Source organism: Micromonospora sp. LH3U1 (assembly GCF_028475105.1).
Classification (GTDB): Bacteria; Actinomycetota; Actinomycetes; order Mycobacteriales; family Micromonosporaceae; genus Micromonospora.
On record NZ_CP116936.1, the window covers coordinates 4,086,162 to 4,112,034 of the forward strand.

The 25,873-nt window shown below is 70.4% G+C and carries 22 protein-coding genes; 8 read left to right on the plus strand and 14 right to left on the minus strand.

Going from position 1 to position 25,873, the window contains the following annotated elements; genetic code table 11:
* Positions 1-5 precede the first annotated feature (5 nt).
* The 3 genes from PCA76_RS18790 to PCA76_RS18800 all read left to right on the plus strand — a co-directional run bounded on the left by PCA76_RS18790 (position 6) and on the right by PCA76_RS18800 (position 3,122).
* A complete protein-coding gene (locus PCA76_RS18790) occupies positions 6-1,412 on the plus strand; it encodes a selenium-binding family protein (protein ID WP_272611745.1) in 1,407 nt (468 codons plus the stop codon).
* A complete protein-coding gene (locus PCA76_RS18795; RefSeq protein WP_272611746.1) occupies positions 1,409-2,038 on the plus strand; it encodes a hypothetical protein in 630 nt (209 codons plus the stop codon). Before PCA76_RS18790 ends, PCA76_RS18795 begins: the two co-directional genes overlap by 4 nt.
* A gap of 67 nt (positions 2,039-2,105) precedes the next feature.
* Positions 2,106-3,122, plus strand: a complete 1,017-nt coding sequence (locus PCA76_RS18800; protein ID WP_272611747.1) for a methyltransferase — start codon at positions 2,106-2,108, stop codon at positions 3,120-3,122.
* A gap of 83 nt (positions 3,123-3,205) precedes the next feature.
* On the opposite strand, the gene PCA76_RS18805 is transcribed toward PCA76_RS18800, so the two are convergent.
* On the minus strand, positions 3,206-4,057 hold the full coding sequence (locus tag PCA76_RS18805; protein WP_272611748.1) for an alpha/beta fold hydrolase: 852 nt from the start codon (positions 4,055-4,057) through the stop codon (positions 3,206-3,208).
* Positions 4,058-4,389: 332 nt separating this feature from the next.
* Here PCA76_RS18805 and PCA76_RS18810 point away from each other — a divergent pair, with 332 nt between their 5' ends.
* Positions 4,390-5,256: a metallophosphoesterase family protein gene (locus PCA76_RS18810; protein ID WP_272611749.1), complete on the plus strand. Its 867-nt coding sequence runs from the start codon at positions 4,390-4,392 to the stop codon at positions 5,254-5,256.
* A 175-nt stretch (positions 5,257-5,431) separates the two neighbouring features.
* Here the strand turns inward: PCA76_RS18810 and PCA76_RS18815 are convergent, their stop codons facing one another.
* The 4 genes from PCA76_RS18815 to PCA76_RS18830 form a co-directional block, all read right to left on the minus strand.
* Positions 5,432-7,822 (minus strand): galactose-binding domain-containing protein, encoded by a 2,391-nt coding sequence (locus tag PCA76_RS18815; protein ID WP_272611750.1) that lies wholly within the window; start codon positions 7,820-7,822, stop codon positions 5,432-5,434.
* A gap of 159 nt (positions 7,823-7,981) precedes the next feature.
* Positions 7,982-9,175, minus strand: coding sequence for a YeiH family protein (locus PCA76_RS18820; protein WP_272611751.1), 1,194 nt, complete (start codon positions 9,173-9,175; stop codon positions 7,982-7,984).
* A complete protein-coding gene (locus PCA76_RS18825) occupies positions 9,175-9,321 on the minus strand; it encodes a hypothetical protein (protein WP_272611752.1) in 147 nt (48 codons plus the stop codon). Before PCA76_RS18825 ends, PCA76_RS18820 begins: the two co-directional genes overlap by 1 nt.
* A 361-nt stretch (positions 9,322-9,682) precedes the next feature.
* Entirely contained in the window at positions 9,683-11,557 is a 1,875-nt protein-coding gene (locus tag PCA76_RS18830; protein WP_272611753.1) for an adenylyl cyclase, read from the minus strand.
* Positions 11,558-11,713: 156 nt separating this feature from the next.
* On the opposite strand from PCA76_RS18830, the gene PCA76_RS18835 reads away from it, so the two are divergent.
* Both PCA76_RS18835 and PCA76_RS18840 read left to right on the plus strand, forming a co-directional pair.
* Positions 11,714-12,067 carry a hypothetical protein gene (locus PCA76_RS18835; protein WP_272611754.1) on the plus strand — a complete coding sequence of 118 codons (354 nt, stop codon included), beginning with the start codon at positions 11,714-11,716 and terminating at the stop codon, positions 12,065-12,067.
* Between the two features lie 60 nt (positions 12,068-12,127).
* A complete protein-coding gene (locus PCA76_RS18840) occupies positions 12,128-13,624 on the plus strand; it encodes a hypothetical protein (RefSeq protein ID WP_272611755.1) in 1,497 nt (498 codons plus the stop codon).
* A gap of 25 nt (positions 13,625-13,649) precedes the next feature.
* Here PCA76_RS18840 and PCA76_RS18845 read toward each other — a convergent pair whose 3' ends face one another.
* The 6 genes from PCA76_RS18845 to PCA76_RS18870 all read right to left on the minus strand — a co-directional run bounded on the left by PCA76_RS18845 (position 13,650) and on the right by PCA76_RS18870 (position 20,040).
* On the minus strand, positions 13,650-14,201 hold the full coding sequence (locus PCA76_RS18845) for a hypothetical protein (protein ID WP_272611756.1): 552 nt from the start codon (positions 14,199-14,201) through the stop codon (positions 13,650-13,652).
* Between the two features lie 87 nt (positions 14,202-14,288).
* A complete protein-coding gene (locus PCA76_RS18850) occupies positions 14,289-16,958 on the minus strand; it encodes a carboxylate--amine ligase/circularly permuted type 2 ATP-grasp protein (RefSeq protein ID WP_272611757.1) in 2,670 nt (889 codons plus the stop codon).
* Between the two features lie 318 nt (positions 16,959-17,276).
* Complete coding sequence (locus PCA76_RS18855; protein WP_272611758.1) at positions 17,277-17,918, minus strand: NAD(P)-dependent oxidoreductase; 642 nt, start codon at positions 17,916-17,918, stop codon at positions 17,277-17,279.
* Entirely contained in the window at positions 17,915-18,760 is an 846-nt protein-coding gene (locus tag PCA76_RS18860; RefSeq protein ID WP_272611759.1) for an NAD(P)H-binding protein, read from the minus strand. The genes PCA76_RS18855 and PCA76_RS18860 overlap by 4 nt, the downstream gene beginning before the upstream one ends.
* 112 nt (positions 18,761-18,872) lie before the next feature.
* Positions 18,873-19,157 (minus strand): DoxX family protein, encoded by a 285-nt coding sequence (locus PCA76_RS18865; RefSeq protein WP_272611760.1) that lies wholly within the window; start codon positions 19,155-19,157, stop codon positions 18,873-18,875.
* Positions 19,120-20,040, minus strand: coding sequence for an NADP-dependent oxidoreductase (locus PCA76_RS18870; protein WP_272611761.1), 921 nt, complete (start codon positions 20,038-20,040; stop codon positions 19,120-19,122). The genes PCA76_RS18865 and PCA76_RS18870 overlap by 38 nt, the downstream gene beginning before the upstream one ends.
* A 100-nt stretch (positions 20,041-20,140) precedes the next feature.
* Between PCA76_RS18870 and PCA76_RS18875 the strand changes: the two genes are divergently transcribed.
* Together PCA76_RS18875 and PCA76_RS18880 are read left to right on the plus strand one after the other, a co-directional pair.
* On the plus strand, positions 20,141-20,839 hold the full coding sequence (locus tag PCA76_RS18875) for a TetR/AcrR family transcriptional regulator (RefSeq protein ID WP_272611762.1): 699 nt from the start codon (positions 20,141-20,143) through the stop codon (positions 20,837-20,839).
* Between the two features lie 109 nt (positions 20,840-20,948).
* A complete protein-coding gene (locus PCA76_RS18880; RefSeq protein WP_272611763.1) occupies positions 20,949-21,737 on the plus strand; it encodes an LLM class flavin-dependent oxidoreductase in 789 nt (262 codons plus the stop codon).
* Positions 21,738-21,895: 158 nt separating this feature from the next.
* Here the strand turns inward: PCA76_RS18880 and PCA76_RS18885 are convergent, their stop codons facing one another.
* The 3 genes from PCA76_RS18885 to PCA76_RS18895 form a co-directional block, all read right to left on the minus strand.
* Positions 21,896-23,248: a cellulase family glycosylhydrolase gene (locus tag PCA76_RS18885; RefSeq protein WP_272611764.1), complete on the minus strand. Its 1,353-nt coding sequence runs from the start codon at positions 23,246-23,248 to the stop codon at positions 21,896-21,898.
* A 161-nt stretch (positions 23,249-23,409) separates the two neighbouring features.
* Entirely contained in the window at positions 23,410-24,639 is a 1,230-nt protein-coding gene (locus tag PCA76_RS18890; RefSeq protein WP_272611765.1) for a vWA domain-containing protein, read from the minus strand.
* 5 nt (positions 24,640-24,644) lie between these two features.
* Positions 24,645-25,871, minus strand: coding sequence for an AAA family ATPase (locus tag PCA76_RS18895; RefSeq protein WP_272611766.1), 1,227 nt, complete (start codon positions 25,869-25,871; stop codon positions 24,645-24,647).
* Positions 25,872-25,873 lie beyond the last annotated feature (2 nt).

Below are 25,873 nucleotides of genomic sequence, written 5' to 3' on the forward strand. Positions count from 1 at the left end.
ACCCGATGACCCGCTGGACCCCCGATCCCACGTTCTACCCCTCCCCCCGCGAGGCGGTGACCGCGCCAGCTGAGAAGCTCGCCTACGTGGCGGCCTTCGACCGGACGGCCAGCCGTCCGGACGCCATCGTGGTGCTGGACACCGACCCCGACTCCCCCGACTACGGCAGCGTCGTCGGCTGGACCGACCTGCCGCACCTCGGTGACGAGTTGCACCACTTCGGTTGGAACGCGTGCAGCAGCGCGCTCTGCCCGACCGCTCCACACCCGCACGTCGAGCGGCGCTACCTGATCGTGCCCGGTCTGCGGTCGTCGCGGATCCACGTTCTCGACACGCAGCCCGACCCGCGCCAGCCACAGGTCATCAAGGTGATCGGGCCGGAGGAACTGGCGAAGCGGGCCGGCTACTCGCGTCCGCACACCGTCCACTGTGGGCCGGACGGCATCTACCTCTCCGCCCTCGGTGGCGCGGACGGCGCGGAGGGCCCGGGAGGCATCGCCATCCTCGACCACACCACGTTCGAGGTCCGCGGGGCGTGGGAGGCCGACCGGGGCCCGCAGTTCCTGGCGTACGACGTGTGGTGGCACCTCACCCAGGACGTGCTGGTGACCAGCGAGTGGGGCACCCCGTCGATGATCGAGGACGGCATCATCGGTGAGCTGCTGCTGGGCCGACGCTACGGCCACGCCATCCACTTCTGGGACCTCGCGAAACGTCGGCACGTGCAGCGGGTCGACCTGGGCGATCAATACCAGATGCCGCTGGAGCTGCGCCCGGCGCACGACCCGACGAAGTCGTACGGGTTCGTCGGCGTGGTGATCAGCGTCGAGGACCTGTCCGCCTCGATCTGGCTGTGGCACCGGGACGGCGATGCCTGGGCGGTCACCAAGGTGATCGACATTCCGGCCGAACCGGCGGACCCGGCGGACCTGCCCGATCTGCTCAAGCCGTTCGGAGCGGTGCCGCCGCTGGTGACCGACATCGACCTGTCGGTCGACGACCGGTTCCTCTACGTCTCCTGTTGGGGCACCGGGGAGCTACGCCAGTACGACGTCAGTGACCCGCTGCACCCCGTGCAGACCGGCTCGGTGCACCTCGGAGGCATCGTCCGCCGCACGGCACATCCGTCCGCGCCCGACGAGGCCTTGGCCGGCGGCCCGCAGATGGTGGAGGTCAGCCGGGACGGCCGGCGGGTCTACGTCAGCAACTCCCTCTACGGCGCGTGGGATGACCAGTTCTACCCCGACGGGGTGGGCGCCTGGTTGGCCAAGCTCGACGTCGACGTGGATGCCGGAGGGCTCACCCCCGATGAGAGGTTCTTCCCCCACGGTGACGAGTTTCGAGGGCTGCGGGTGCACCAGACCCGGCTGCAGGGCGGGGACGCGTCCTCCGACTCGTACTGCTTTCCGTGACCGTCGCCACCTGGGCGACGCTCGCCGCGCTCGGCGCGTTCCACGGCCTGAACCCGGCGATGGGCTGGCTGTTCGCGGTGGCCCGCGGCCTGCAGGAGCGCAGTCGGATGGCCCTGCTGCGGTCGCTGCTGCCGATCGCGGCGGGGCACCTCGCCTCGGTGGGGATCGTCGCCGCGCTGGTGACCGCGACCCGGTCGGTCACGGCGAGCACCGCCCTGGCGGTGGTCGGCGGGGTGGTGCTGGTCGCCTTCGGGCTGTGGCGGCTACTCTCCGAGCGGCACTTCCGGTGGGCGGGGATGCGCTTGTCCGCGGCGCAACTCGCGGGCTGGTCGTTCCTCATGTCGTCGGCGCACGGCGCGGGGCTGATGCTGCTGCCGGTGCTGGTCGCCGAGCCGGTGCCCGGGGGCCACTCCGGGCACCTGACCGCCGCGCCGGTGGGTGCGCTGCCGGGTCTCGCCGCGGCCGGGGTGCACACGGTGGCCATGCTCGGCACGGCCCTGGTCATCGCGATGCTGGTCTACCAGGTGTTCGGGGTCGGGGTGCTGCGTCGAGCGTGGTTCAACGTCGACCGGCTCTGGGCCGGCGTGCTGGTCGCAGCCGGGCTGGTGACGCTGATCCGGGCCTGACCGGCGACCGCCGGCCGCCGGTCACGCGGCCATAGTGGACGGACCACATCTGTGATCTCATGTCGCCATGATCACTCCGACTCCCCTCATGCGCCTGGTGGCCGGTGTGTGGGGGTTCAAGACCCTCGCGGTCGGCGTCGAGCTCGGCCTGTTCACCCGCCTCGCCGGTGGCCGAACGCTCACGGTCGAGCAGGCCGCCACCGAGTTCGGTCTGGCTGACCGCCCGGCGGACCTGCTGCTGTCCGCGAGCGCCTCGCTCGGCCTGTTGGAGAAGTCCGGCGACGGCTACCGCAACTCCGAGTTGGCCGAGCAGTTCCTGGTCGAGGGGAGCCCGTACTACTTCGGGGCCCAGGTCCGCTACTCCGACCTGCGCACGTACCTGCCCTGGCATCGCATCGGCGAGGCGCTGCGCACCGATCGGCCGTTGACCTGGGATCCGCAGGCGCAGCAGTCGATGTTCGACACCACCGACCCGGAGATGCTCGCCCAGTTCTGGGACGCCATGTTCTCCACGTCCAGCTTCACCGCCGCCGCGTTGGCCGACGCGTACGACTTCTCCGGCTACAGCCGGCTGCTCGACGTGGGCGGCGGGGCCGGCGCGTTTCCGATCGAGTTCTGCCGACGCCTGCCCGAGCTGCGGGCGACCGTCCTGGACCTTCCGCACGTCTGCGTACGGGCGCAGGAACGGATCGCGGAGGCCGGGATGACCGGGCGGATCGGCACGGTCTCCGGTGACTTCCTCGCCGACCCGACGTTGCCGGGCGGGCACGACGTCATCCTGCTCAGCATGATCCTGCACGACTGGGACGAGCCGACGAACCGGGCGCTGCTGGCCCGGTGCCACGCGGCGCTGCCGCCGGGCGGGGCGGTCGTCGTCTGCGAACTGCTGCTCAACGACGAGCGCACCGGGCCACCGGAGGCAGCGCTGATGGGCATGAACATGCTGGTCGAAACCGAGGGCGGCCGGAACTACTCGGGTGCCGAATACACGGCCTGGCTCACCGACGCCGGCTTCGTCGACGTCCGCACCGTGCCGTTCGACGCTCCCGGTGCCAACGGCGCGGTGGTCGCGCGCCGGCCCTGACCGGCGACGACACCCGGCCCAGGCAAGGGCCGGGTGTCGCATCGTCCTCACGGCGCTGGTGTCCGATCGGCTACCGGTACGGGTCAGGCGCGAGCCTTGGCCGGCTGCTTCATGAAGTCCATGATCGCCTTGTTGACGTCGTCGGCGTTGGTCCACGGGATACCGTGCGGAGCGCCCTTGAGCGTGATGAGCTGCGCGTTCGGCATCATCGGCGCGAGCCGCTGGCCGGTCACCGGATAGGGCAACACGTTGTCCTTGTCGCCCTGCACGATCAGCAGCGGCACATCGATCTTCGGCAGGTCGGGGCGGAAGTCCTCCTGCCAGGCGTCCACGCTGTCGTGGGTGCCCTTGGCGGAGGCCGTCGCACCGATCTGCCAGTGCGCCCGGTACGCCTCTTCGCTGACCAGCTTGCCCTTGTTCTCGCTGTAGTTGAAGAACACGTCGCAGAACTGGGTCAGGTACGCGAACCGGTCCTTGATGATGGCCTGCTGGAAGCCCTTGAAGAGGCTCGGGTCGACGCCCTCCGGGTTGTCCTTGGCCTTGGCCAGCATGGGTTGCAGCGGGCTGAGCACCACGGCCCGGCTCACTCGCTGTGAGCCGTAGTTGCCCAGGTAGCGGATCACCTCGCCGGTGCCCATCGAGTGCCCCACCAGGGTCACGTCGCTCAGGTTCAGCTCCGTCATCAACACGTCCAGGTCCGCGGCGAACGTGTTGTAGTCGTACCCGAACGTCGGTTGGGCCGAGTTACCGAAACCGCGCCGATCGTAGGTGATCGTCCGGTATCCGGCGTTGAGCAACGAGGTGGTCATCTTTTCCCAGGTCGCGCCGTTGAACGGGAACCCATGGATCAGCACCACCGGCTTACCGGAACCGTGATCCTCGTAGTACAGGTCGATGGGCGCGGAGTTTTCCGTCCCCACGGTGATGAAAGGCATGTTTGTCTCCTGCTCCGGTTTCGGGCTGTCGGACGTCAGCGCGCTTTCCCGCCGGGTCGACGGATATGCCGGCCGTCAAAAGCGTCCGTCCCGGGTCGCCGGTCGACCGCGAAGCCCTCCGTCCCATCGACGAATATCGACGCTCTCAGACGTTCCTGGTCGAAGGTTCCCGCAGCGGAGGCTACGTCTACGGTTTCGCCTACGGGTACATCAACCGGGACGGCCGGGCGCAGGACGGCTGGTTCTGCTGATCGAGCCCGTCGCCGGACGCACTCCGCCACGGCCCGGACAGGGGTGTCCGTACCGGGCCGCTCGGGCCTAACCTCGGGGGCGTGAATCACTCCCCCCGGTTGCGGGCCGTCAGCGACCTGCACGTCGGGCACCCGGAGAACCGGTCGTTCGTCCAGGAGCTACGCCCGGAGCACGACGGCGACTGGCTGCTCGTGGCCGGCGACGTGGCCGACCGGTACGCCGACATCGAGTGGGCGCTCAACCTGCTGAGCAGCCGGTTCGCGCGGGTTGTCTGGGCGCCGGGCAACCATGAGCTGTGGACGCCGCCCGGTGACCCGGTCACGTTGCGCGGCGAGGAGCGCTACCGCGAGTTGGTCAAGCTGTGCCGACGGCTGGGGGTCGTCACCCCGGAGGATCCGTACCCGGTGTGGGACGGCGACGGCGGGCCGGCCCTGATCGCCCCGCTCTTCGTGCTCTACGACTACACGTTCCGGGTTCCGGAGGCGCGCACCCAACAGGAGTCACTGGACCTGGCGTACGCGGCCGGGATCGTGTGCACGGACGAGGCGCTGCTGCACCCCGACCCCCACCCGAGCCGGGAGGCGTGGTGCGCGGCCCGGGTCACCGAGACCGAACGCCGGCTGGCCGAGCGCGATCCGGCGCTGCCGACCGTGCTGGTCAACCACTACCCGCTGGTGCGGGCACCCACCGACGTCCTGCGGTACCCACTGTTCGCCCAGTGGTGCGGCACCGTACGCACCAGCGACTGGCACCTGCGCTTCGGTGCCTCCACCGTGGTGTACGGGCATTTGCACATACCCCGTACCACGTTCCACGACGGGGTGCGCTTCGAGGAGGTCTCCCTCGGTTATCCGCGCGAGTGGCAGCGGCGTGGGCCGGTGCCCCGCCCGATCCGCACCATCCGCCCCGCCGACGACGTCCACCGGATGGCGCAGCCGGACGTCTGACACCCGGCCTCTCCGGACGCGTCCTTGATCAACACGGGATTGGCGATATCGCGGTGTCCCATCGGCGTGGATACCCCGATATCGCCAAAACGGAGTGGATCATCACGGCGTTTCCCGGCAGGCGGATGCCACCAGCGCGCGGCCACCGGTCTCCCGGTGGCCGCCCGACTGTCGCTCAGCTCTGGTAGACCTCCAGCGCCGACAGTTGCCCGGCCGGCCAGCCGGTGTTGCCGGTGACCGAGATCCGCACGTAGCGGGTCTGCGCGGCAGTGAAGGTGAGGCTCACCTGGTTGCCGGTGGCCGGGTCGAAGGTCCGCCCCGCAGAGGAGAGCAGCGTGCCGAAGCTGCTTCCGTCGGCGCTGCCCTGCACGGAGAGGGTCTGCGTCCGGCTGGCCCAGGCGGTGGCCGGGGGCAGCTTCAGCACCACCCGACCGACCGTGCGCGACGCGCCCAGGTCGACCTGGACCCACTGCGGGAACGCGCTGTTGGCGCTCTCCCAGTAGCTGTTCGGGTCACCGTCGACCACGTTGCCCGACGCGTAGCTCTGGACGTGGCTGCTCTCCGTGGTGGGTCGACCCCGGGCGAGGTCCGCGTTGGCCGGGGCGTCTGTGGTGACCGTGACCGTGTTGGACGCGGCGGAGGTGTTGCCTCCGGCGTCGCGCGCGGTGACCGTGAAGCTGTACGCGGTGGACGGGCTGAGCCCGCTCACGGTCGCCGTGGTGCCCGTGACGGTGGTGACCACCGTGCCACCCTGGCGTACCTGGTAGCCGGTCACCCCCGTGTCGTCGGTCGACGCCGTCCAGGCCAGCGACACGCTGGTCGACGTCCGGCCGGTCACCGTGAGGCCGCTCGGCGCGGTCGGCGGGTTGTCCGGTGCGGTGGTCCCGGCGTACACCTCGACCTGGGCGAGTTGGGCGGCCGGCCAGCCGGTGTTGCCGCTGAAACTGAGCCGGACGTAGCGGGTCGCGGTGGTCGGCAGCGTTTGGGTGACGGTGTTGCCGGTGGCCGGGTCGAAGGTGAAGCCGGCGGCCGGGGTGATGGTGGCGAAGGAGCCACCGTCGACGCTGCCCTGCACGGTGATGGTCTGGGTACGGGTCCCCCAACCGGAGGGCAGCCGCACCACGAGTCGACTGACCTGGTAGCTGGCACCGAGGTCGACCTGCCACCACTGTGGGAAGGTGCCGTTGCTGCTCTCCCAGTAGCTGCCGGCGTTCGAGTCCACCGCGTTCCCCGCCGGGAACCCGCCGCCCTGGCTGCTCGCCGAGGTGGGCCGACCGGCGGCCAGGTTGCCGCCGGTCGGTGGGGGCGGCCCGCCGACCACCGGTGGCGTGGGACGCACCGCGGTGAGGGCGAGCTGCCCCTTGAGCATCCGGCCGCCGTCGGCGGTGATCCGCAGGTAGTAGTCCGAGGAGCAGGCCACGCCGTCCTCGTCCAGCGAGCGGATGTTCGCGCCGGCCGGGGTGGTGGCCTGGGTCTCGGACGTCTTGGCGATCTGGTTGCCCTCGTTGTATTCGTCGAACATGGACACGTACAGGCCCTGGGAGCCGAGCCGGACCATGTTGTAGATGTGCCGCCAGTAGAAGTCGCCGTGCCGGCGGTGACCCCCGGCGAGGTCACCGGGCATCACGCACGGTTGGTAGTCGATGCCGCGCGCCACACAGTCGGCCATGTCACCGATGTTGACGTTGTTGTAGTACGAGTCGAGCCCTTCCAGGGTGGTGGTCCGGTAGACCATCCACGGCGAGATCATGTTGAAGGCGTGGTAGACGTCGAGGAAGCCGGGGCGGGAGTCCTCGATCCCCTGCCGCCACCAGGTGGGCACGCCACCGATGACGTAGCAGCCCTGTGCCTTGAACCAGTTGATGACCTCCAGGCAGGGCGCTGGCGCGAAGGGCCGACTGGGTTCGCTGAAGCCGAAGCCCCAGATGCAGACGACCGGCTTGCCGTTCTGCCGGGCGTACGCGCTGGACGCGGTGTACGCCGACATCTTCGTCGTCCAGTCGGTCTTGATGTCCGACTGGAAGGTCAACCAGTCGGTGACGTCGTACATGATGTAGAACTTGCGGCCGTAGCGCTCGGCGGCGGTGCGGACCTTCTGCGTCATCGCGTCGCGGGTCGGCCCCTCGTCGCCCATCGGGTTGAACCGTTGCAGCGCGGCGGTGTCGCAGCCATACTCCTGCATCCACCGGAAGTGGGTGTCCACGGTCTGCTGGTCGTACGACGAGAACAGGGTGGCCGGCGAGCCGTTGCCCAGGTTGGGGTACGCGGTGGGATAGCTGCGCGTGTACTCGCGCATGTCCGGCCAGGACACGATCGTGGTGTTGGCGGGCGAGGGCGGCTGGAACCTGTCGCGGCTCCAGTGCCACCAGCCACCGATCGGTGCCGAGTCGCCGGGGGCGCTGAACCAGCCCTGGTAGCCGACCGTCACCTTGCCGACCACGTCCCCGGGGGGACTGGCGGCGGAGGCGGGGCGGGACGAGGTGGTGAGCAGTTCGGTGGTGGAGGCGGCGGCGAGGGCGGACCCCGCCAGCACCGACGTGACGAACCTGCGGCGGGAGACCGCCATGACGACCACTCCTTCGGGACGGAAGGCATTGACGGTCATCGTGGCAGCACCGAATGCCGGCCCGCAAGAGTTCGACTTATCGGTGAAAATATTCGTCAACGGATCGGAAGGAAGCGAGCACCCCGCCCTCCGAGTCCGGAAGGCGGGGTGCGACGCGGGTCAGGCCGAGAAGTTGCGGAACAGCAGCGACGCCAGGCCGAGGGCCAACGCCAGGTTGAACACCGTGGCGCTGGCGAACACCGCAACGGGCCGCCAACCAGCCTCCCGCAGGGAGGCGACCCGGACCTCCAGGCCGATGCTGACGAAGGCCAGGATGAGGAACCAGACGCGCAGGTCGTTGACGATGGCGATGGTGGCCTTGCCGTCCGCGCCCGCCGAGTCGAGGTACCAGGTGGCGATGACCGAGGCCGCGATGAAGCCCAGGACGAACTTCGGGAAACGCCGCCACAACTCGCCGAGGCCCGGTCGCGCCGCGCCGGGCCGTCGCTCCACCCGCAGCGTGAAGTACGCGGTGAGCGCGACCGCGACCACACCCATCAGGGCGTTCTGGGTGACCTTGACGATGCTGGCGATCTGGAGCGCCTCCTCGCCGGCGAGCGCCCCCGCGGCGGTGACCGCGGCGGTGGTGTCGATGTTGCCGCCGATCCACGCGCCGGCCACCGCGTCGGACAGCCCGAACACGTCGGCCAGCCAGGGCAGGATGAAGATGGACGGCAGCGCGAAGATGATGACCAGACTCGCCGTGTAGGCCAACTGCTCGCGGCGCGCCCGCACCGCGCCCGCGGCGGCGATCGCCGCGCTGACCCCGCAGATCGACACCGCCGCGGCGAGCAACGCCCGCAGCTTGTCGTCGAGACCGAACTTGCCGGCCAACCACCAGGTGAACAGGAAGACCCCGCTGATCAGCAGGATCGCCTGGGCGATCGCCGGGCCGGCGGCACTGGCGATGACGGCCAGGTTGATCGACGCTCCGAGCAGCACGAGACCGGTCTTGATGAAGAACTCGGTCCGGAACGCGGCGGCGATCCGATCCCGCCAGCCGAGCAGCGTGACGGCGACGTTGCCCAGCAGGCCGAGCAGGATGGCGTAGACCGGGTACTCGATCGCCGCCCCGAAGTCCTCGATGGCGGTGCCCTCGGCCCACGCCGGGACGTTCTGCTCCAGATAGCGGGTGAGCGCGGCGAGGCCGACCACGATCACCAGGCCCAGCACCGTCCAGGCCCAGAAGGCGCCATCGCGCGCGACGCCGGGACCGGTGGGATCAGCCGTGTCGACCGTGTCCGGCGTGTCGGCCGTTTCGACGGTGTCAGCCGTGTCGGTCGGGTCGCCCGTGCGGGTCGCGTCCGCGGTCATCAGGGCACCAGCCCGGCGGGGATGGCACCGAGCAGGACCAGGGCGAGCAGGGCCAGGCCGAGGATTGTCGCCAGCCAGTCCTCGTTGAACGCGAGCCGGGACGCCCCGGCGGTTGGTGGGGTGGACGGCGACTGTTCGGTTGTCATGTCACAACTCCAGCGATAGACCGATCCGGCCGTGCCGGATCGGTTGAGGGGGTAGGACGCGAGTGCGCGGGATGGCGACCAGACAGGGCCGCGAGTCGGCGCGGAGTCCCGGCGGCGATGCCGGGTGAGGGATGCGGGTGGCGACGTCGCTCAGGCGGTCGTCGGTGAGCCCGGACAGAGCTCGGAGGCGACCCGCATCAGGTCCACGACCCGACGGGAGGTGAGGAACGGACCAACCGGCATTCACCTATATTCCTATCACTTGAATAGGAATTCAAGCCTCGGATTCTCCTGCGCCCCGGCACGACGACGGGGGCCGGAGCCTTGTCGGCTCCGACCCCCGTTCAGTACGCCCGATCCGTTAGGGAGCCGGGTACTGCGTGACGTAGACCGGCGCCCCGACCTTCGTCATGTCGGCGGCGTCGCCCACCCCGTTGACCACGTGGTCGATCGTGCCGGCGCTGAGGTTGACGGTCATGATGTGGTGCAGCTTCACGCCCGGCCTGTTCGGGACCTCGAAGCCGTTCTCGGTGTGGATCGACGGGTTGTTCTGGTTGAAGACGTACACCCCGCCGCCGTACAGGGTGTGGTGACGCACCCGGTCACCGACCTTGTATCCGGCCCAGCCCTCGACCGGGCCGTTCATCCAGTCGGCCTGCGTCGGCGGGTCGTACGGCAACTCGTTCTGATACAGGATCGTGGTGCCGTGCTCGCCGTTCCAGACGGTGTTGTAGCGCTGGAAGTGCTCGACGAACAGGCCGGTCGCGGTCACGTGGTCGCCGTTGATGACGGCGCCGTAGCGCCCGGTGTTGGTGCGCCAGCGGTCGGTGTCACCGTTGACGCCCTCCGTGAAGCCCTCGACGCCGTGGTCGCCGCGCCACACCCAGGTGTGGTCGATGAGCACGTTGTCGCTGTTGACCTCCAGCGCGGTGTTCGTCCGGCCGATGTGTGGGCCGCCGACGCGGAAGTACACGTCGGACAGCGTGGTCGGGTTGTGCGGGGTGCTGGAATTGTGGCCGTGCTGCCGCCCGACCCGCAGCAGGACCGGCGACTCGACGAGGCCGGCGTCGATCGTGACACCGGCGATGATCACACCGGGGACACCGGCGACGTCCAGCGGGATCGCGCCGTTCACCGCGGTGAGCGTGGCATGCCCGATCCCGAGCACCACGGTGCCGGGACGCCGGACCTCGATGCTGCGCGCGATGTCGTACGTGCCGGGGGTGAGCAGCAGGTGCTTCCCGCGCGCGAGTTGACTGTTGATGACGCGCACCGAGTCGGACGGCTTGGCGATGAAGAAGTCGCCGATCCCGATGGTCCGTCCCGGCGTCATGCCGTTGGCCCAGGAGACGCCCCGGCTGTCGCGTTGCGCCGCGGGCACGCGCACGTTGTAGCGACCCTTGCCGTCGACGAACAGGTACGGCTTCTCCCGGCTGAGTGGGGTGGTCTCCAGGGTGGTGTACGGCGGGTCCGGGAACGTGGCGTCGTCCGGCGCGCCCTCGACCCCCGCGAAGACCTGGTTCCACACCGCGTTGGACCAGCTGCCGACCTCGCTGTTGCGGGTCAGCCACTGCTGCTGGGAGCCGTTCGTGGTGGCCGGCAGACGGGAGTCGGCGATGAAGCCTCCGCTGGCGTACTGCGGGCCGGCCGTGCAGTAGTCCATCAGCGACAGACCGCCACCGCCGATGTTCAGCCGGCGCATCGACACCGCCTGGGACACGGCCCAGAAGTTCGCCGACGACCGGCAGCCGTCCTGGCCCGCCGCGTTGATGGTGAGCGACAGGTTGGACAGGGTGCGCCAGAAGTTGACCAGCGCGAGACAGTTACCGGTGCCGCCGTCGGCGAGGCAGCGGTTGTAGACCTCCAGCTTGCCGTTCACGGTGACGTCGGTGGGTGAGGCGCCCAGACCGGACACCTCGGTGTAGTAGCCGACTTTGGCCTGCAACGGCTGCTCGGTCGTGCCGTACGTGCCCGGCTTGAACAGGTAGGCGTGCCGCTCGGTGCCCATCTCGTTGTCGACCTGCCGGGCGTGCGCCGCATCGAGCGTCTGCTGGATCGCGCCGACCGGCATGCTCGGGTCGAAGATCGTCACGTTGGGGCCGAAGTCGGGTGCGCCGCCCGTCGGGCGGCCGGCGGTGGCGGCGGCGCTGGTCATCGTGACGGAGGTGGTCAACACCAGAGCAAGGATGAGGGTACGACCGGATCTCCGGCGTACGCCTCGGGACGGGACTGCCATGTGGTTCGTCCTCTCCGCTGGCCGGACCGTACTCCCGGCGCAGCTGGGGCGGTGAGAGCGCTCTCTTGCCTCTGCGTCCGGAGGTTGGGCCGGGACAAAGGGTTGACATGTTTCTACCCGTTAAATCGGCCGCACGCTACGCGCGCCACACCGCGAATGTTGGCGTGCCTGAACATCGCCCGTGCGATCGGTCGACGCCGCGTCGAGGCGGAGGCTCTGGCCACCCTCGGCACCGTCGCGCTCGGCCTGCACGGCCCGGCGCCGGCGCTCGAACTGTTGCACCAGGCGCTGCGGCTGGGCCGCGAGATCGGCTACCGCCGCGCCGAGGTCAACGCCCACCTCGGCCTGGCGGGCGCGTACCGGGTGGCCAACAGGCCTCAGGAGGCGGCCAGCCACGCCCGGTTGGGCGAACAACTCGCCCGCGCGGCCCAACACCACCTGCTGGCCCGGCAGGCCCGGGCGCTGCTCGGTGACGCCGAGCCCGAGTCGCTGCTCCGGCCGGCCTGCTAGTCGTACGACGGTAGGTGGCTTAGCGGTCAGCAGTTTGACCGGTGTCCTTACGCTGCGCTCATGCAGCGCACGGAGATAGACGGAGTGCTGGTCATCCAAAGCGATCTGCCTGGCCCGCTGGCCGCGTCGCTGACGTTCGGTTGCGGTGCCCGCGACGACGAGGTCGACTCCATCGGCCTGACCCACCTGGTGCAGCACCTGGTCGAATGGGACGAGCTGCACGACACGGACGAGTACACGAACGACGTCTGGATGATCGAGACGTCGTTCAGCGCGGCCGGCCCACCGGACCAGGTCGCGGCGCGTTTCACCGACATCTGCTCGGCTGTCAGCAATCTTCCGCCGGAGGATCTGTCCGACGCCGTCGCGGACCTCGACGCGGACAGCCTCTACGTGCTGAACATCGACAACGGCCTGCTCGACCCCTGGGGATCGCTGCTCGCGCGGCGTTACGGGCCGCGCGGACACGGTCTGTCGCGCTGGCCCGCGGTGGACTACGGGCTCTTCACGGCTGACGAGATCCGACGGCATGTGGAGAGGTTCTTCACCAGCGGCAACGCCGTCCTCTCCGTGACCGCCGAAGCGCCGCAGGCGATGCGTCTCCGGCTGCCGGCTGGTCCGCGAGTCACCCGCGGCACCTCGCTCGCCAACCACCGGTCCGGTCCGGTCTGGTACGCCGACGAGGTTCGCGGCGTCGCTCTGGTCGTCGGCGTCGAACCCAGCGTGGAAGCGGTTCTGCTGATGCGGGCGCTGCGGTCGCTGGTCGTCGACGCTCTGGATCAGGCAGGGATCGCCGAACACGCGGAATTCCTGTTCGAGGTCGTCGACGCTACCCGGCACGAACTCGGGATAAGGGTCATCGTCCCGGAGCGCGGCAGGAAAGCCAAGAACTTCGATGCCAGCGTGGCCGCCGAGCTGCTCTGGACCGAGTTGCGGAAACTCGTCTCCGCTGGGCTTGATCCGGCGGACATAGTTGGTCTGGTGCCGAGCGGGGACGCGCCCATACCGACAGATGTGGTGCCCGTGTTCGAGAGCGTGGCCTGGATGGCGTCGATCCGGAAGCTCGAAACCGCGACCCACCAAGAGTTGTTCGGCACGGCCGAGAAGGACTACTCGGATCCGCTCACCGAGCTGGCCGGGTTCTCTGCGGCGACGGCCCGGGACGTCATGTCCGACTGGCTCTCCTCCGCCATGATCGTCGTGCCGTACGGGTCGAGGCCGAACCTTCCTGGCGTCACGGACGACTCGTGCCCCCGCACCCGTTTCGTGCCGGCCGGCGAGGTGATCAGGCAGCCGTTGCTGAGGCGGTTTGGCAACAAGAGCTCGCTGGTCATCGGCACCGATGCGATCTCCACGGTCGATGGTGACGGCAACGTGCACACCGTTCCGCTGTCCCAGGCGCTCGTGGCCGGGCGGTTCGGTGCACTCTGGCTCGCCCACCTCGGCCATGGCTGCGTCACCAACATCTCGGACTTCGCTCATGCCGCCGACGAACTCCGCTCGCTCCTGCCTCCACGTCGGTTCCGCCAGGCACCAGCCAGTCGATTGCCGTGGTGACCGACGGTTGCGGGCACTCCGAGCGTCAGCCCTGATCCCTAGCGCCGTCCGGGTCGGTCAGTGGGATCGGTAGTGCCTGGGCGTCCGCGGTGCCGCCGCCGACCGAGTGCGCCGGCGCGGGGCGGTCACCGGTGCGGCTGTGCAGCCGTCCGCGCCCCGGAGGCCCCGCACGCCGGGTCACCTCGATGGTCACCATCCGCACCGGCGGTGGCGGCGCGGTGAACCGCCCCACGCCCCACCGCACCCAGATCGGAATCCGGCCGGCGTCCGCCTCGGCGCGCAGCTTCTGCACCGTACGGCCCCGGTCGGTGTGGTCCACCTCGACGACGACCGGCGGGCCGTCCGGGCGGGCACACGCGACGTCGAGCACCGAGTGCCGCTGCTCCAGCGGCGGTGGCAACGGCAACACGCTGGGCGCACGCCGGTAGACCCGCCAACCCTGGGCCTCGGCCCACCGCACGACCGAGTCGATGACCTGCGCGGTGACCTCGTCGGTGTCCAGGTCGACGAAGGTCAGCTCGGTCAGCCAGCCCACCAGGTCCGCGGCCAACCGCTCGCCCTGCGCCGTGACCTCCACCGGCGCAGGATATCGCCTCAGCCGACGGTGGTCGCGGTCACGGCGAGGTGCCGAGCGCGTTCCGATGACGTGTGGGTCACGCGTGGGTTACACCGTCGACTGGTCGGCTCCGCCGAGCAGCCAGGTGTCCTTCGATCCACCGCCTCGTGACGAGTTGACGATCATGCTGCCGGCCGGCGCCACCCGGGTCAGTGCCACCGGCGCGACCTCGGCCTTCTCGCCGAGGAACACGAACGCCCGCAGGTCGACGTGGCGGGGAGCGAGAGCCGTGCCGTCGAAGACCGGGTGGGTGGTGAGCGCGACCACCTCCTGCGCGATCCACCGGTGCGGGGCGGCGAGGATCTGGTCCCGGACGGCGTCCAACTCCTCCGCCTCGGCCCGCGGGCCGATCACCACCCGGTCGCCGCCGTACCCGTCGACCGGCTTGAGCACCAACTGGTCGAGCCGGCCCAGCACCTCGGCCCGCTGCTCGGGCAGCCCACACAGGTACGTCGGCACGTCCCCCAGCAGAGCCTTCTCGCCCAGGTAGTACTCGATCAGCCGGGGCACGTACGCGTACAGCGCCTTGTCGTCGGCGACGCCGTTGCCCAGCGCGTTGGCCAGCGTGAGTCGCCCCGCGTGCACCGCGGCGAGCAACGGCCAGCCCAGCGGCACCCCGTCGGCGCCCGGCGCGTGCAGCAGCGCCTCCTCGTCCATCCGCAGGTAGATCACGTCGACCTCGCTGCGGGAGCCCGCACGGACCAGCCGGACCCGGCCCTCCTCCACCAGCAGGTCGCTGGTCTCGGTCAGCGGCACACCCATCTCGTCGGCGAGCAGCCGGTGCTCGAACCAGGCGGGGTCACCCGGGCCGCTGCTGAGCACCACCACGGCGGGATCGTCGGCCGAGGCGGGCGCGGCGGCGACCAACGCCCGGTACAGCATCGCGGGCGTCTCGTCGGCGGGCAGCAGATCCTCTGGCACCGGCAGCTCCGGCAGCACCGCCTGGGTCAGCCGGCGGTTCTGCACCGCGTAGCCGATCCCGGAGGGCACCCGCAGGTTGTCCTCCAGCACGTACCAGCCGCCGTCCGGGTCCCGGACGAGATCGGTTCCGGACACCTGGGCGCGGGTGCCCCGCCGGCCCATGAGAGCTCCGGTCGGACGAAGCCCCGGTGAGGACTCCACCACCCACGCCGGTACCACGCCGTCGGCCACCACGGCACGGTCGCCGTAGACGTCACGCAGGAACGCGTCGAGGGCGCGGGCGCGTTGCACCAGGCCGGTGCGCAGGGCCCGCCAGTCGGCGGCGGGCACCACGCGCGGCACCAGATCGACCGGGAAGAGCCGGGTGCTCGCCTCGCCGGCCACGCTGAACGTCACCCCACGGGCACGCTGCTCCTCGTCCCGGTCGTGCTCGCGCTGACGCAGGGCGCCGGCACCGAGCTGGCGCAGGGCGGCAAGCACCGGGCCGTACGCCGGTTCCGGCCCGCTCGGGCGGAAGACCTCGTCGCCGGCGTCGACGTACGTGGGTAGCGCCGGGGGTGTGGGCGCACCGGGCTGCGGTCCCCGGACCCGACCCCGGGTCTCGTCGAGCAGCAGGTCGACGACGTCGGCCAACCGGCCGCGACGCTCGTACGCCCGCCGCTGCCGCGCCGCGGAACTGCCGCGTTCCAGCGCGTATCGGGTCAGCTCGTGGATCTGCTCCCAGTCGCCGGTCGCCTCCAACTGTGGGCGCAGGTCGGTCACCATGCGGCGGACCGCCTCGTCCGCCGGCACCGGTCGGGCCGACCGGGGCAGGTCGAGCAGGTCACCCTCCAGCCCCGAGCGGGCCGCCCGCCACACGGCGGCGCGCAGCACCGGTGGCCGTACGGCCGTGCGCTCCACTCCGGCCCGCAGGGCGGCGACCTCCCGCCGGACGAGCGCCCGGAACAGGCCGGTGAGCAGGACGATGATCTCCACGTCGGCGTTGGCGTCGGTGATCCGCAGTTCCACGGTGGGCACGTGAGCCGACGGCCGGACATCGAAATAGATCATGGCTGGGTCGGTAATGGTGCCGGATGAGATCAGCTCGGCCACAAGCGCCTCGTGGTCGGCCGCGCTGGTCACCTCGCCCGGGTCACCCGCGGTGGGCCAGCGCTGCCAGACCAACGATCGGACGCTGGCGTAGCCGCTGTCCTGACCCATCCAGTACGGCGAACTGGTGGAGAGGGCGAGCAGCACCGGCAGCCACGGCTGGACCCGGCGGGTGACCGCGACGGCCAGGTCCCGGTCGGACACCCCGACGTGCACCTGCGCGCCGCAGATCAGCTGCTCCCGGGCGAGCATCTGATATTCGTCGAGCATCCGCCGGTAGCGGGAGGTGGGGGTGACGCTCGGGTCGCCGTCGGCGCGCAGCGGCACCGTACCGGCCGCCACGATGCCCAGCCCGGCCCGGTCGGCGACCTGGACGGCCAGCTGGCGCAGCCGGGTCAGCTCGTCGCGGATCTCGTCCAGGGTGCGGCAGACCGCGGTGTTGGTCTCGACCACGCTGCGGTGCAGCTCCGCGGTGAACGAGTCGGCCGGCAGCCGGTCCAGCAGCTCCCCGGCCCGGGGCACCAGCTCCCGGGTGTGCAGGTCGACGACGTGGAACTCCTCCTCCACGCCGATCGTCGCCAGGTCCGCCGGGTCATCGTCGTCGAGCGGTACGACCGCGCTCGGGCGGGGCGTGGGCAGCGTCCGGCCGTTGCCGGACCGGCCCATCGGCCCGTCGAACGTCGGCGCGTTCGTGGTGTTGTCGGCCATGGTCACCCCGGTTCGCGTGTCGGTGGTGTCGACTGTCCGACGAGCGTTCCCAGGGTTGGTACCGGGTGTGTTTCCGGTGCGTTAAGGTGACGCGCCGTTCTGCTCGTGCGGGTCAGCGGTGCGCACGACGGGAGCAGGGCCGTCGTGCTCGGTCCGGAGCACGCAGCGCCGACCGGCAGGCAGCAGCAGGTCGCGGAAGACCCGTTCCGTTAGCCACAGTCCCAGATCGAGCCCGGCCGTGAGCGCGCCCGCCATGACGCGGTCGCCGCCGGGCGTCGGCGTGCGGTCGGTCGTGGCTTGCCGTACGTGTCCTGATCGTCAGTTGCTGATGGCCGGCGCCGCGTTGTGGAACCGGTCATCGGTGAGCTGGGCGGCGGTGAAGGCGGCGATGTCGGCGCGGGTCACAGCCATGCCGATCTTGTCGGTGCCGAAGAACCCGTAGCGGTTCACGCCGCGTGCCGGGCCGTCCTTGGGTGCGCTGAACCGCACGATGGTCCAGTCGAGGCCGCTGTTCATGATGAGGTCGGACATGCCCAGCATCTCCCGGTAGGCGCGGCCCAGCAGATTGCGGGCCATGAACCCGATGAGTGTCTGCTGAAGGTTCGGCTTGTCGCGCTTGTCGAGGATGCTGGGCGTGCCGTTGCCGATGAAGCGCTCGACGCCGTGGCGCTTCATCGCCTCGATGATCAGCCGGGTGCCCTCGATCAGCGGCAGGCCCGTGGCTTTGCGGTCGATGCTGGGGCCGAGGGCGGAGATGATCGCGTCCGCGCTGGTTACGGCCTGGTCGATCACGGCCGCGTCGGTGATCTCACCGACGATCAGGCGCACGTCCTGCCGCCATGTGGACGGGACCTTGCCAACGTTGCGCGCGTAGGCGGTGACGGTGTGCCCGGCGACGAGCAGGTCGGCGACGACGAGTTGGCCGATGGCACCGGTGGCACCGAAGACAGTGACGTTCACTGGCTCAGGCCTTCGACCAGGGACATGGTGGGGTGTCCGATGAGGCGGTTGAGGTCGTCGCCGGCGTACGCCATGATCCCGGCGCCCATGTTGGCATCGAGGGCGGCGAGGAACCCGGCGGTGCCTGCGTCGAGCCCGGCGTCGGTCAGGATGGCCTGGTACTGCTCGGCGCTGACCGGCTGGTACTGCACCGGCTTGCCGAGAACTTTCGCCATGGCGTCGGCGAGATTGGCGTACGTGTAGTCGGTGTCGCCGGTGAGGCTGTAGGTCGTGTTGTCGTGGCCGTCGGTGGTGACCGCGGCGGCGAGGGCTTCGGCGAAGTCGCGTCGGCCGGCCGGGGCGACGCGGCCGTCGCCGACGGCGGCCGTGAAGACGCCGGTCTGCGCGGCACCCTGCATGGCCTGGATGTAGTTCTCGATGTACCAGCCGTTGCGCAGGATGGTGTAGCGCAGACCGGACTGCTTGATGGCGTCCTCTGTGGCCTTGTGGTCGGCGCCGAGCGCGAAGCTCGCGTCGTCGGCGCGGACGCCGCTGGTGTAGTAGAAGTGCCGCACGGCGGCGGCCTTGGCGGCGTCGACGACGGCACGGTGCTGCTGCAGCCGGTGGGGGTCCTTGCCCGAGATGAGCACCACCTGGTCGTGTCCGGCGACCGCGGCGCGGGTCTGGTCGGCGTCGTCGAGGTCGACGCGGACAGTCCGATAGCCGTCGGCAGCCAGGGCGTCGAGGACCTGGGGGTTGCGGCCTGCAGCGGTGACGTCATCGGCAGCCTGGCCACGCTTCCGCAGTTCGGGCAGCAGCAGGCGGCCGAGGGCGCCGGTGGCACCGATGACGAGGACGGACATGAATGGGTCTCCGTTCAGATTTACCGGGGCAGTAGCAGGCGTCATTGCTGATGGCGGGGTTGCCGGTCGCCGTTGGGGCGTGGGACCGGCAGCCCGGCAGGCGCGTCGCCGGTCAGAAGTTCCAGGGCCCGAACCGGCCCCAGGCGACGAACGCGCGGAGAAGGAACAAAACGGCGTTGATCGCGACTCCGGACGATTCCTTGCGGCGGATGTGAGTGATGGCCGCCAGCACCATCACCACCGCCAGGCAGGTCGCGGCGATCGGGGTGAGCACCGGGGCGATGCCGGTGGCCGCGGGCAGGATGAGGCCGAGGCCGCCGAGTAGCTCGGCCCAGCGGGGGTCTCCGGGGGTGTGGTGGTCAGGAGACGGTGATGGCGATCTTGCCGCGGGTGCCACCAGTGAACTCGCCGAACGCCGCGGGCACCTCGGTCAGGGTGAAGGTGCGCTCGATCGGCACGCTCAGCCGGCCCGCGGCGAGGTCAGCGGCGAGCCGCTCCAGGGTCTCCGGCGTCGGGTTGGCCATGATGAACGTGGCCGCCGGATGCTGGTCGGCACCAAACCCGACGGTGCTGGCGATCCGGCCCTTCTCGGTCAGCAGCCCGGCCAGGACGGAGCCGTCGCCGGCCAGGTGCACGATCACGTCGACACCGTCCGGGGCGGCTGCGCGGATCTGCGCGGGCAGGTCACCGGTGTGGTCGACGACCTGGTGCGCGCCGAGGCCGCGGACGAAGTCGGCCTCCTCGCCGGGCTTCGCGGTGGCGATGACCGTGGCGCCGGCCGCGGCGGCGTACTGGATCGCGATCGCGCCGACGCCGCCGGTCGCACCGCTGACCAGCACCGTCTCGCCCGCCTGCGGGCCGGCCGCGTCGAGCGCGTCGACCGCGGCGGTGCCGGCCAACCCGACGGTGCCGGCGGTGGTCACGTCGACACCCTCGGGCAGCTTGGCGATCCCGACCGCCTCAGGAACGCTCACGTACTCTCCGAAACCACCGTCACCCAGGTACGCCTTCGTGACAACGCCGAAGACCTTGTCACCCACGGCGAAGCGGGTGACGCCCTCGCCGACCGTCTCCACGGTCCCGGCGAAGTCCTTGCCCAGCACGACCGGGAAACGGTGCTCCATCATCCCGACGACGTAGCCGGCGGCGACCGACAGGTCGAACCCGTTGATCGACGACGCCTGCACCTTGACCAGCACCTCACCGGCGGTCGGCTGGGGGGTCGACACCTCGGCGACCTCGGGCTTCGCACCCTGCTCGGTGGTAACAACAGCCTTCATCGTCATCTCCTTCATGGAAGTGGAAGGTTTCCTCCACTACGCCTACCGACCGTAGCACGGAAGTGGACGACACCTTCCACTTGCCCGTATGGTGATCCGTATGACCTCGCCACCCGCACCGCGGCCCTCAGGCGGCGCTGGCCTGCGCATCGACGCTGAGCGGAATCGGCAGCGCATCCTCACCGCCGCCCGTGAGGTCTTCGCCGAACTGGGCCTCGATGTGCCGATGGAGGACATCGCCAAGCGGGCGGGCGTCGGTGTCGGCACGCTCTACCGCCGCTACCCGACCCGGGCGAATCTGATCGCGGCGGCGTTCGAGATCAAGATGACCGCGTACGCCGAGGCCGCCCGCCACGCGCTGGCCAACCCGGATCCTTGGCTGGGCTTCTGCGGCTACGTCGAGCAGATCTGCGCCATGCAGGCCGGCGACCGGGGGTTCACCACAGTGCTCACCATGACGTTCCCCACCGCGAAGCAGTTCGAGGCCGAGCGCGCCCGAGCCTTCGCCGACCTGACCACCCTGGTCGAGCAGGCCAAGGCCGCCGGGAAGCTTCGTGCCGACTTCGTGACCGAGGACCTGCCAATGTTCCTCATGGCCAACGCTGGCGTCCTCACCGCGACCGCGGACGCCGCCCCCGATACCTGGCGGCGGCTCGTCGGCTACCTCATCCAAGCCTGCGCCGCACAGGCCGCGCAGCCGCTACCCGAACCACCCACACCCCGGCAGATGTACAAGGCCATGCTGCGCGCCACCCGGCACCAACGCGAACAGCCGCGAACCAAGGAGCGCCCCGCGTGACACTCGAACTCGGCGTCTACTCGTTCGGCAACACCCCGCCCACCACCGGCGGTAACACCGCCCAGGCGATCCGCAACGTGCTTGAAGCCGTGCACGTCGCCGAACAGGCGTGCTGTCCACCGACGACCCGCTGCGGGTCTTCCAGCAGCTGGCCACCGCCGCGGCGAACGCCCCCGGACGCATCGAGGTTGTCGCCGGCCGCGGATCCTCCGACATCACCTTCCCGCTGTTCGACCTCGACATCCGCGACTACGACATGCTCTACCGCTCCAAGCTCGACCTGCTGATCGCCGCCAACACCCACGACCGCATCACCTGGAAAGGCCCCCACCGGCGGCGGCCCCTCACCGACACGCTGATCGTGCCCCGACCGGAACAACCCCTGAAGATCTGGTTGGGCACCGGCGGCAGCCCCGAGTCGGTGCTGCGGGCCGTCGAGCTCGGCCTGCCGATGTTCCTCGGCATCCTCGGTGGCACCGCAGAGCACTGGGCGCAGTACGGCACCGCCTACCGCCAAGCCTGGGCCGAGGTCGGGCACCCCGCCGAAGCCGCCGACATCGCCGTCGCCGTACACGGGTTCGTCGCCAACGACGACCGGGCGGCGAAGGCCACCTACCTCAAGCACGAGCTGCGCATGTTCACCACCGGCGCCGCCGAGATCGGCCGCGCCGGGTTGCCAGCGACCGGTCGGGAAGGCAACTACGAGCCGGGCGGGATGGTTTTCGCCGGCGGACCCAACGAGATCGCCGACCGCATCCTGCGCCTGCACCGGCTGCTCGGGCACAGCCGCCAGATCCTGCAGATGGACGTCGGTGGCATGCCGCACGCCATGTTCCTCAAGAGCATCGAGTTGCTCGGCAGTGAGGTTCTGCCGCAGCTCCGCAAAGAACTCGGATAGCAGCGACCGCTGCGGCGACATGCGCGACCGGAGGCTCACCCGAGCGCCGGCCGTCTGTACCGATCGGCGGGGCCGGTGATGTCGGGGTGTCCCACCGGCCTGGACACCCCGACATCCGCCGATCTGGAGTCGATCACGGCATGGATCGCCGCTCTGGGTCACCTCATGTTCGTCACCACGAACGGCGCGTGGCCGTGCAGGTAGTTGTTCCACCCTCCGGTCACCGGCGCGCCAGGGCTGAGCAGGTTCGTGGTGTCGGTGCCGACGTCGAGCTTCCACGCCGTCCAGGAGATGCCGTTCGCCTTCATCCAGTCGATCCAGGACTGCGCCTCCGGCAGGCAGGACCTGCCGTCGAGGCCACCGTCGGCGTGGCTGGCGCCCCACTCCGTGACGAACAGCGCCAGACCCGCGCGGATAGCGGCGTCGCCCTTGGCGCGCAGCGACGCCCCGTGCGTGCACGAGTAGAAGTGCAGCGTGTACATGAGGTTGGTGCCGGCGACCGGGCTGGCCGCCGCGGCGTCCACGTCCTGGGACCAGGTCGGGGTGCCAAGCACCACGATGTTGTCCGGGTCGGCGGCGCGGATGGCGGACACCACCGCCTGGTGGTACGGCTTGATGACGCCGGTCCAGCTGACCTGCAACGGCTCGTTGTAGGGCTCCCAGATGACGTTGGGCAGGTTGCCGTAACGGCGGGCCAGGTCGCCGAAGAACGCCACCGCCTGGGACTGGTTGTTCTGCGCCTCGTGCGCGTGCCAGTCGACGATCACGTACACGCCGGCGGTGACCGCGTTGTTGATGATGGTCTCCACCTGCGTCCGCGCCTTGGCCGGGTCACTGAGGTACGCGCCGGCCGGCTCAACGCCCATCGCCGCGCGGATCACCTGGAGGTTCCAGTTGTCCCGCATCCAGGTCAGGGCGGAGAGGTTCTCGGCGTACGGGGCGGTCTCCCAGTTGAGCCACATGCTGCTGATGCCGCGCAGCTGCACCCGCGTGCCGTTCTTGTCGCACATCGTCGTGCCGCAGACCCGCAACTGCCCGTACCGCTCGACGGGGGTGCCGGTGGTCGGCGGCGGCACGGTCGGGGTTGGCGTCGGAGTGGTCGGCGTGGGCGTCGGGGGCGGACCGCCGGCGCAGGACGCGCCGTTCACCGTGCAGTTGACCGGGGTGCCGGAGCCGTTGACGAGGAAGCCGAACGAGGTCGAGGCGCCAGCGGCCAGTGTCCCGTTCCAGGACACGTTGGTGAAGGTGTAGCGGCTGCCGGAGGTCGTCTGCTGCGCGTTCCACGACTGGCTGACGCCCGACCCGGACGGCAGGTCGAACTCGACCCGCCAACTGGTGATCTGTGTGGAGGTGTTGTTGGTGACGGTGACCTGTCCCTGATAGCCACTGCCCCAGTTGTTCGTCACGGAGAACACGGCGGTAGCCGCGCTGGCCGGTGTGGCGACCATCGCCACCCCACCGGCGAGCAGGCCGGCGACGGCCAGAGTCGTGACAAGTCTCAGTTTGCGCATGCTGAACCCGCTTCGGTCAATCGACGGTGATGGCCTGAGGCGGGGCGGCGCCTACGGCTGACAATATCGATCATCAGCTATGCATCTCAAGACCGGGCCGCCGACTTCCCGATGGCCGGGAGGTCAGCGTGGCGCAGATTCAGGGCCGGCCGCCGCCCGATCTAGGTCGGCCCGATTGTCACCACCCGCGCCCACGCTGGCGGCGAATCGGGAACCTGGTCCGCGTCCTCGTGCCACGACGCCCGGTGCCGGGGAAACAGGCCCACCACCGTCCGGGCCGCCGGACGGGCGGCCGGCCAGGGCGTCTGCCCGTCAGTCAGGGCCACGATGACGTCCGGTCGGGGGCGTAGCCGCAGCGCACGGGTGAAGGCGGTGCGCAGATCCGTGCCGCCACCGCCGACCAGCGGAATCTCCTCCGCGCGGCACAGCGAATGGACCCGCTGGACCGCCGCGTCGCACGGCAGCACGGTCACCAGGTCGCGCCGACCGCCCACGGCCCGGGATATCGCCGCCACCTCGAGCAGCGCGCTGCCCAGTTCAGCGTCACTGACCGAGCCGGATGTATCGACGATGACGCAGACGTTGGGGGGCCGGCGGCGAAGGCTGGGCAGGATCGCGTCGGGCACGCCGGCGGACCGTCGAGACGGTCGGCCGTAGGTGTGGTCCGCACCGACCCCCGTAGCCACGGCCGCCGAGCGGACCGCCGCACCCAGCAGGTCCCGCCACGGCTGCGGTGGGTGGAACGCCTGCTCCGCCCACCTTCGCCAGCCCCGGGGCACGGACCCCGGTCGGCCGGTGATGCCCTCCGCCACCCTGAACCGGACCGCGTCGCGCTCCTGTGCGCTGAGGCCGTGCGCGCCGTCCGGTCCCAGGTCCCACTCCCGCGCCAACCCGTCCGCGCCGCTGCCGCAGTCCAACCAGACCAGATCCTGGGTACGCGGACCAAGTCCGAACTGGCGCAGGTAGTCCTCCATCAGTTGCCCGGGGGCGAGACCCAACGACGTCGGTTCGACAGCGCCCTCGGGCATCGGCAGCCCGTCACCGAACACGTCGTCGTTGATCTCGCAGTCTGCGGCGATGTTCATCCGCAGCCGCTCCCCCGGGCCGGTCAACCCTCGGTCCCGGGCGACGCGATCACCCCGGCCGTGGTGGTCGCGCAGCAGATGCGAGACCTCGTGCACCCACACCCCGGCAAGTTGCTCCAGCGGGGTGCGGTCCACGAACGGCGGCGAGACGTAACAGCGCCAGTGCCGGTCCACCGCCATCGTCGGCACCTGCCCCGACACCACCGGGTGCAGGGCGAACAACGCCGTCGCCAGGTAGGGCCGGACGCGTGCGGCGTACAACCGGGCCGCGTACAGCTTGTCGGCGTCCAGGGTCGCAGTGTCCACGCCGTTCATCGTCCGACCCCGGCGGCGGCCGCGACCCGGGCCACCGCCCGGTCCGTTCGCTGGGACAGCGACACCGCCCCGGCAAGACCTTCGATCGTGGCGGGCACATCCCAGTCCTCACGACGCAGGGTGGCGAGAGTGGTCGCGGGAACCACCACCAGATCCGGGGCGCCGGTCTCCACCGCTCGGGCCAGCAGAACCCACGCCGCATCCCAGCGGGACCGTTCCGGGCGATTGCGGACTGCCGCCACCACGGCGTCCAACACGGCCTGCCGCAGGTCCCCCCGCTCGGGCAGGACGGCCGCTGCGGGGTCCGCCAGCAGGTCCTCCGGGTCAGGCAGATCCATCCGGTCCATGCTGGCCAACAGCTCCAGCCCGGGACCGTCACCGACCGTACCCCTGACCAGCATCGACAACACCTCGCGGGAGACGCCCGCCGCAGTCGCGAAGGCGGTCAGCCGCAGCGTCATCTCCCAACTCCGCGGCGACGGCCAGGCCCCGCCCCGGCCGATGTCGGTACTGGGCAGCCGGTGCACGAGGTCCGGGCGGACGGAGAGCAGGCCGCACACCGCGCGGCGGGCGAAGGCGACTGCCTCCGGCAACAGTTCCGGGTCGAGCCGGGGCAGCGCCGCACGGGGCCACGTACCGCCCAGCCCTCGTACGACGACCTCGTGATCGTGGGTCCATTGGACGTGCACGAAGCGGTTGGCCAGCGGCGGGCTCAGCTCCCACCCGTCAGCAGTCGTCGAACGTGGATTGGCGGCGGCCACGATCCGCACGCCCGCCGGCAGCCGCAGTGCACCGACGCGCCGCTCCAACACGAGGCGCAGCAGGGCGGCCTGAACGGCGGGCGGCGCCGTGGACAACTCGTCGAGGAACAGCAGCCCTCGACCGGCGCGTACCAGGCGCACCGCCCAGTCCGGCGGGGCCATCGGGACACCCTGGGTCGCTGGATCGGCACCGACGATCGGCAATCCCGAGAAGTCGGACGGCTCGTGGACGCTCGCGACCACCGTCGTCAACGGCAGGTCCAGGGTGGCCGCCAGGTGGGTCAGGGCGGCGGTCTTGCCGATGCCGGGCTCACCCCACAGGAGTACGGGGAGGTCGGCGGCGACGGCCAGGGTCAGGGCCGCCAACTGCGTGTCGGGGCGGGGTTCGGTGGTGGTCGCACCGAGCAACGCGAGCAGGTCGCGGGCGACGTCGAGCTGGGGACTGGATGCAGGCATGGTCATCA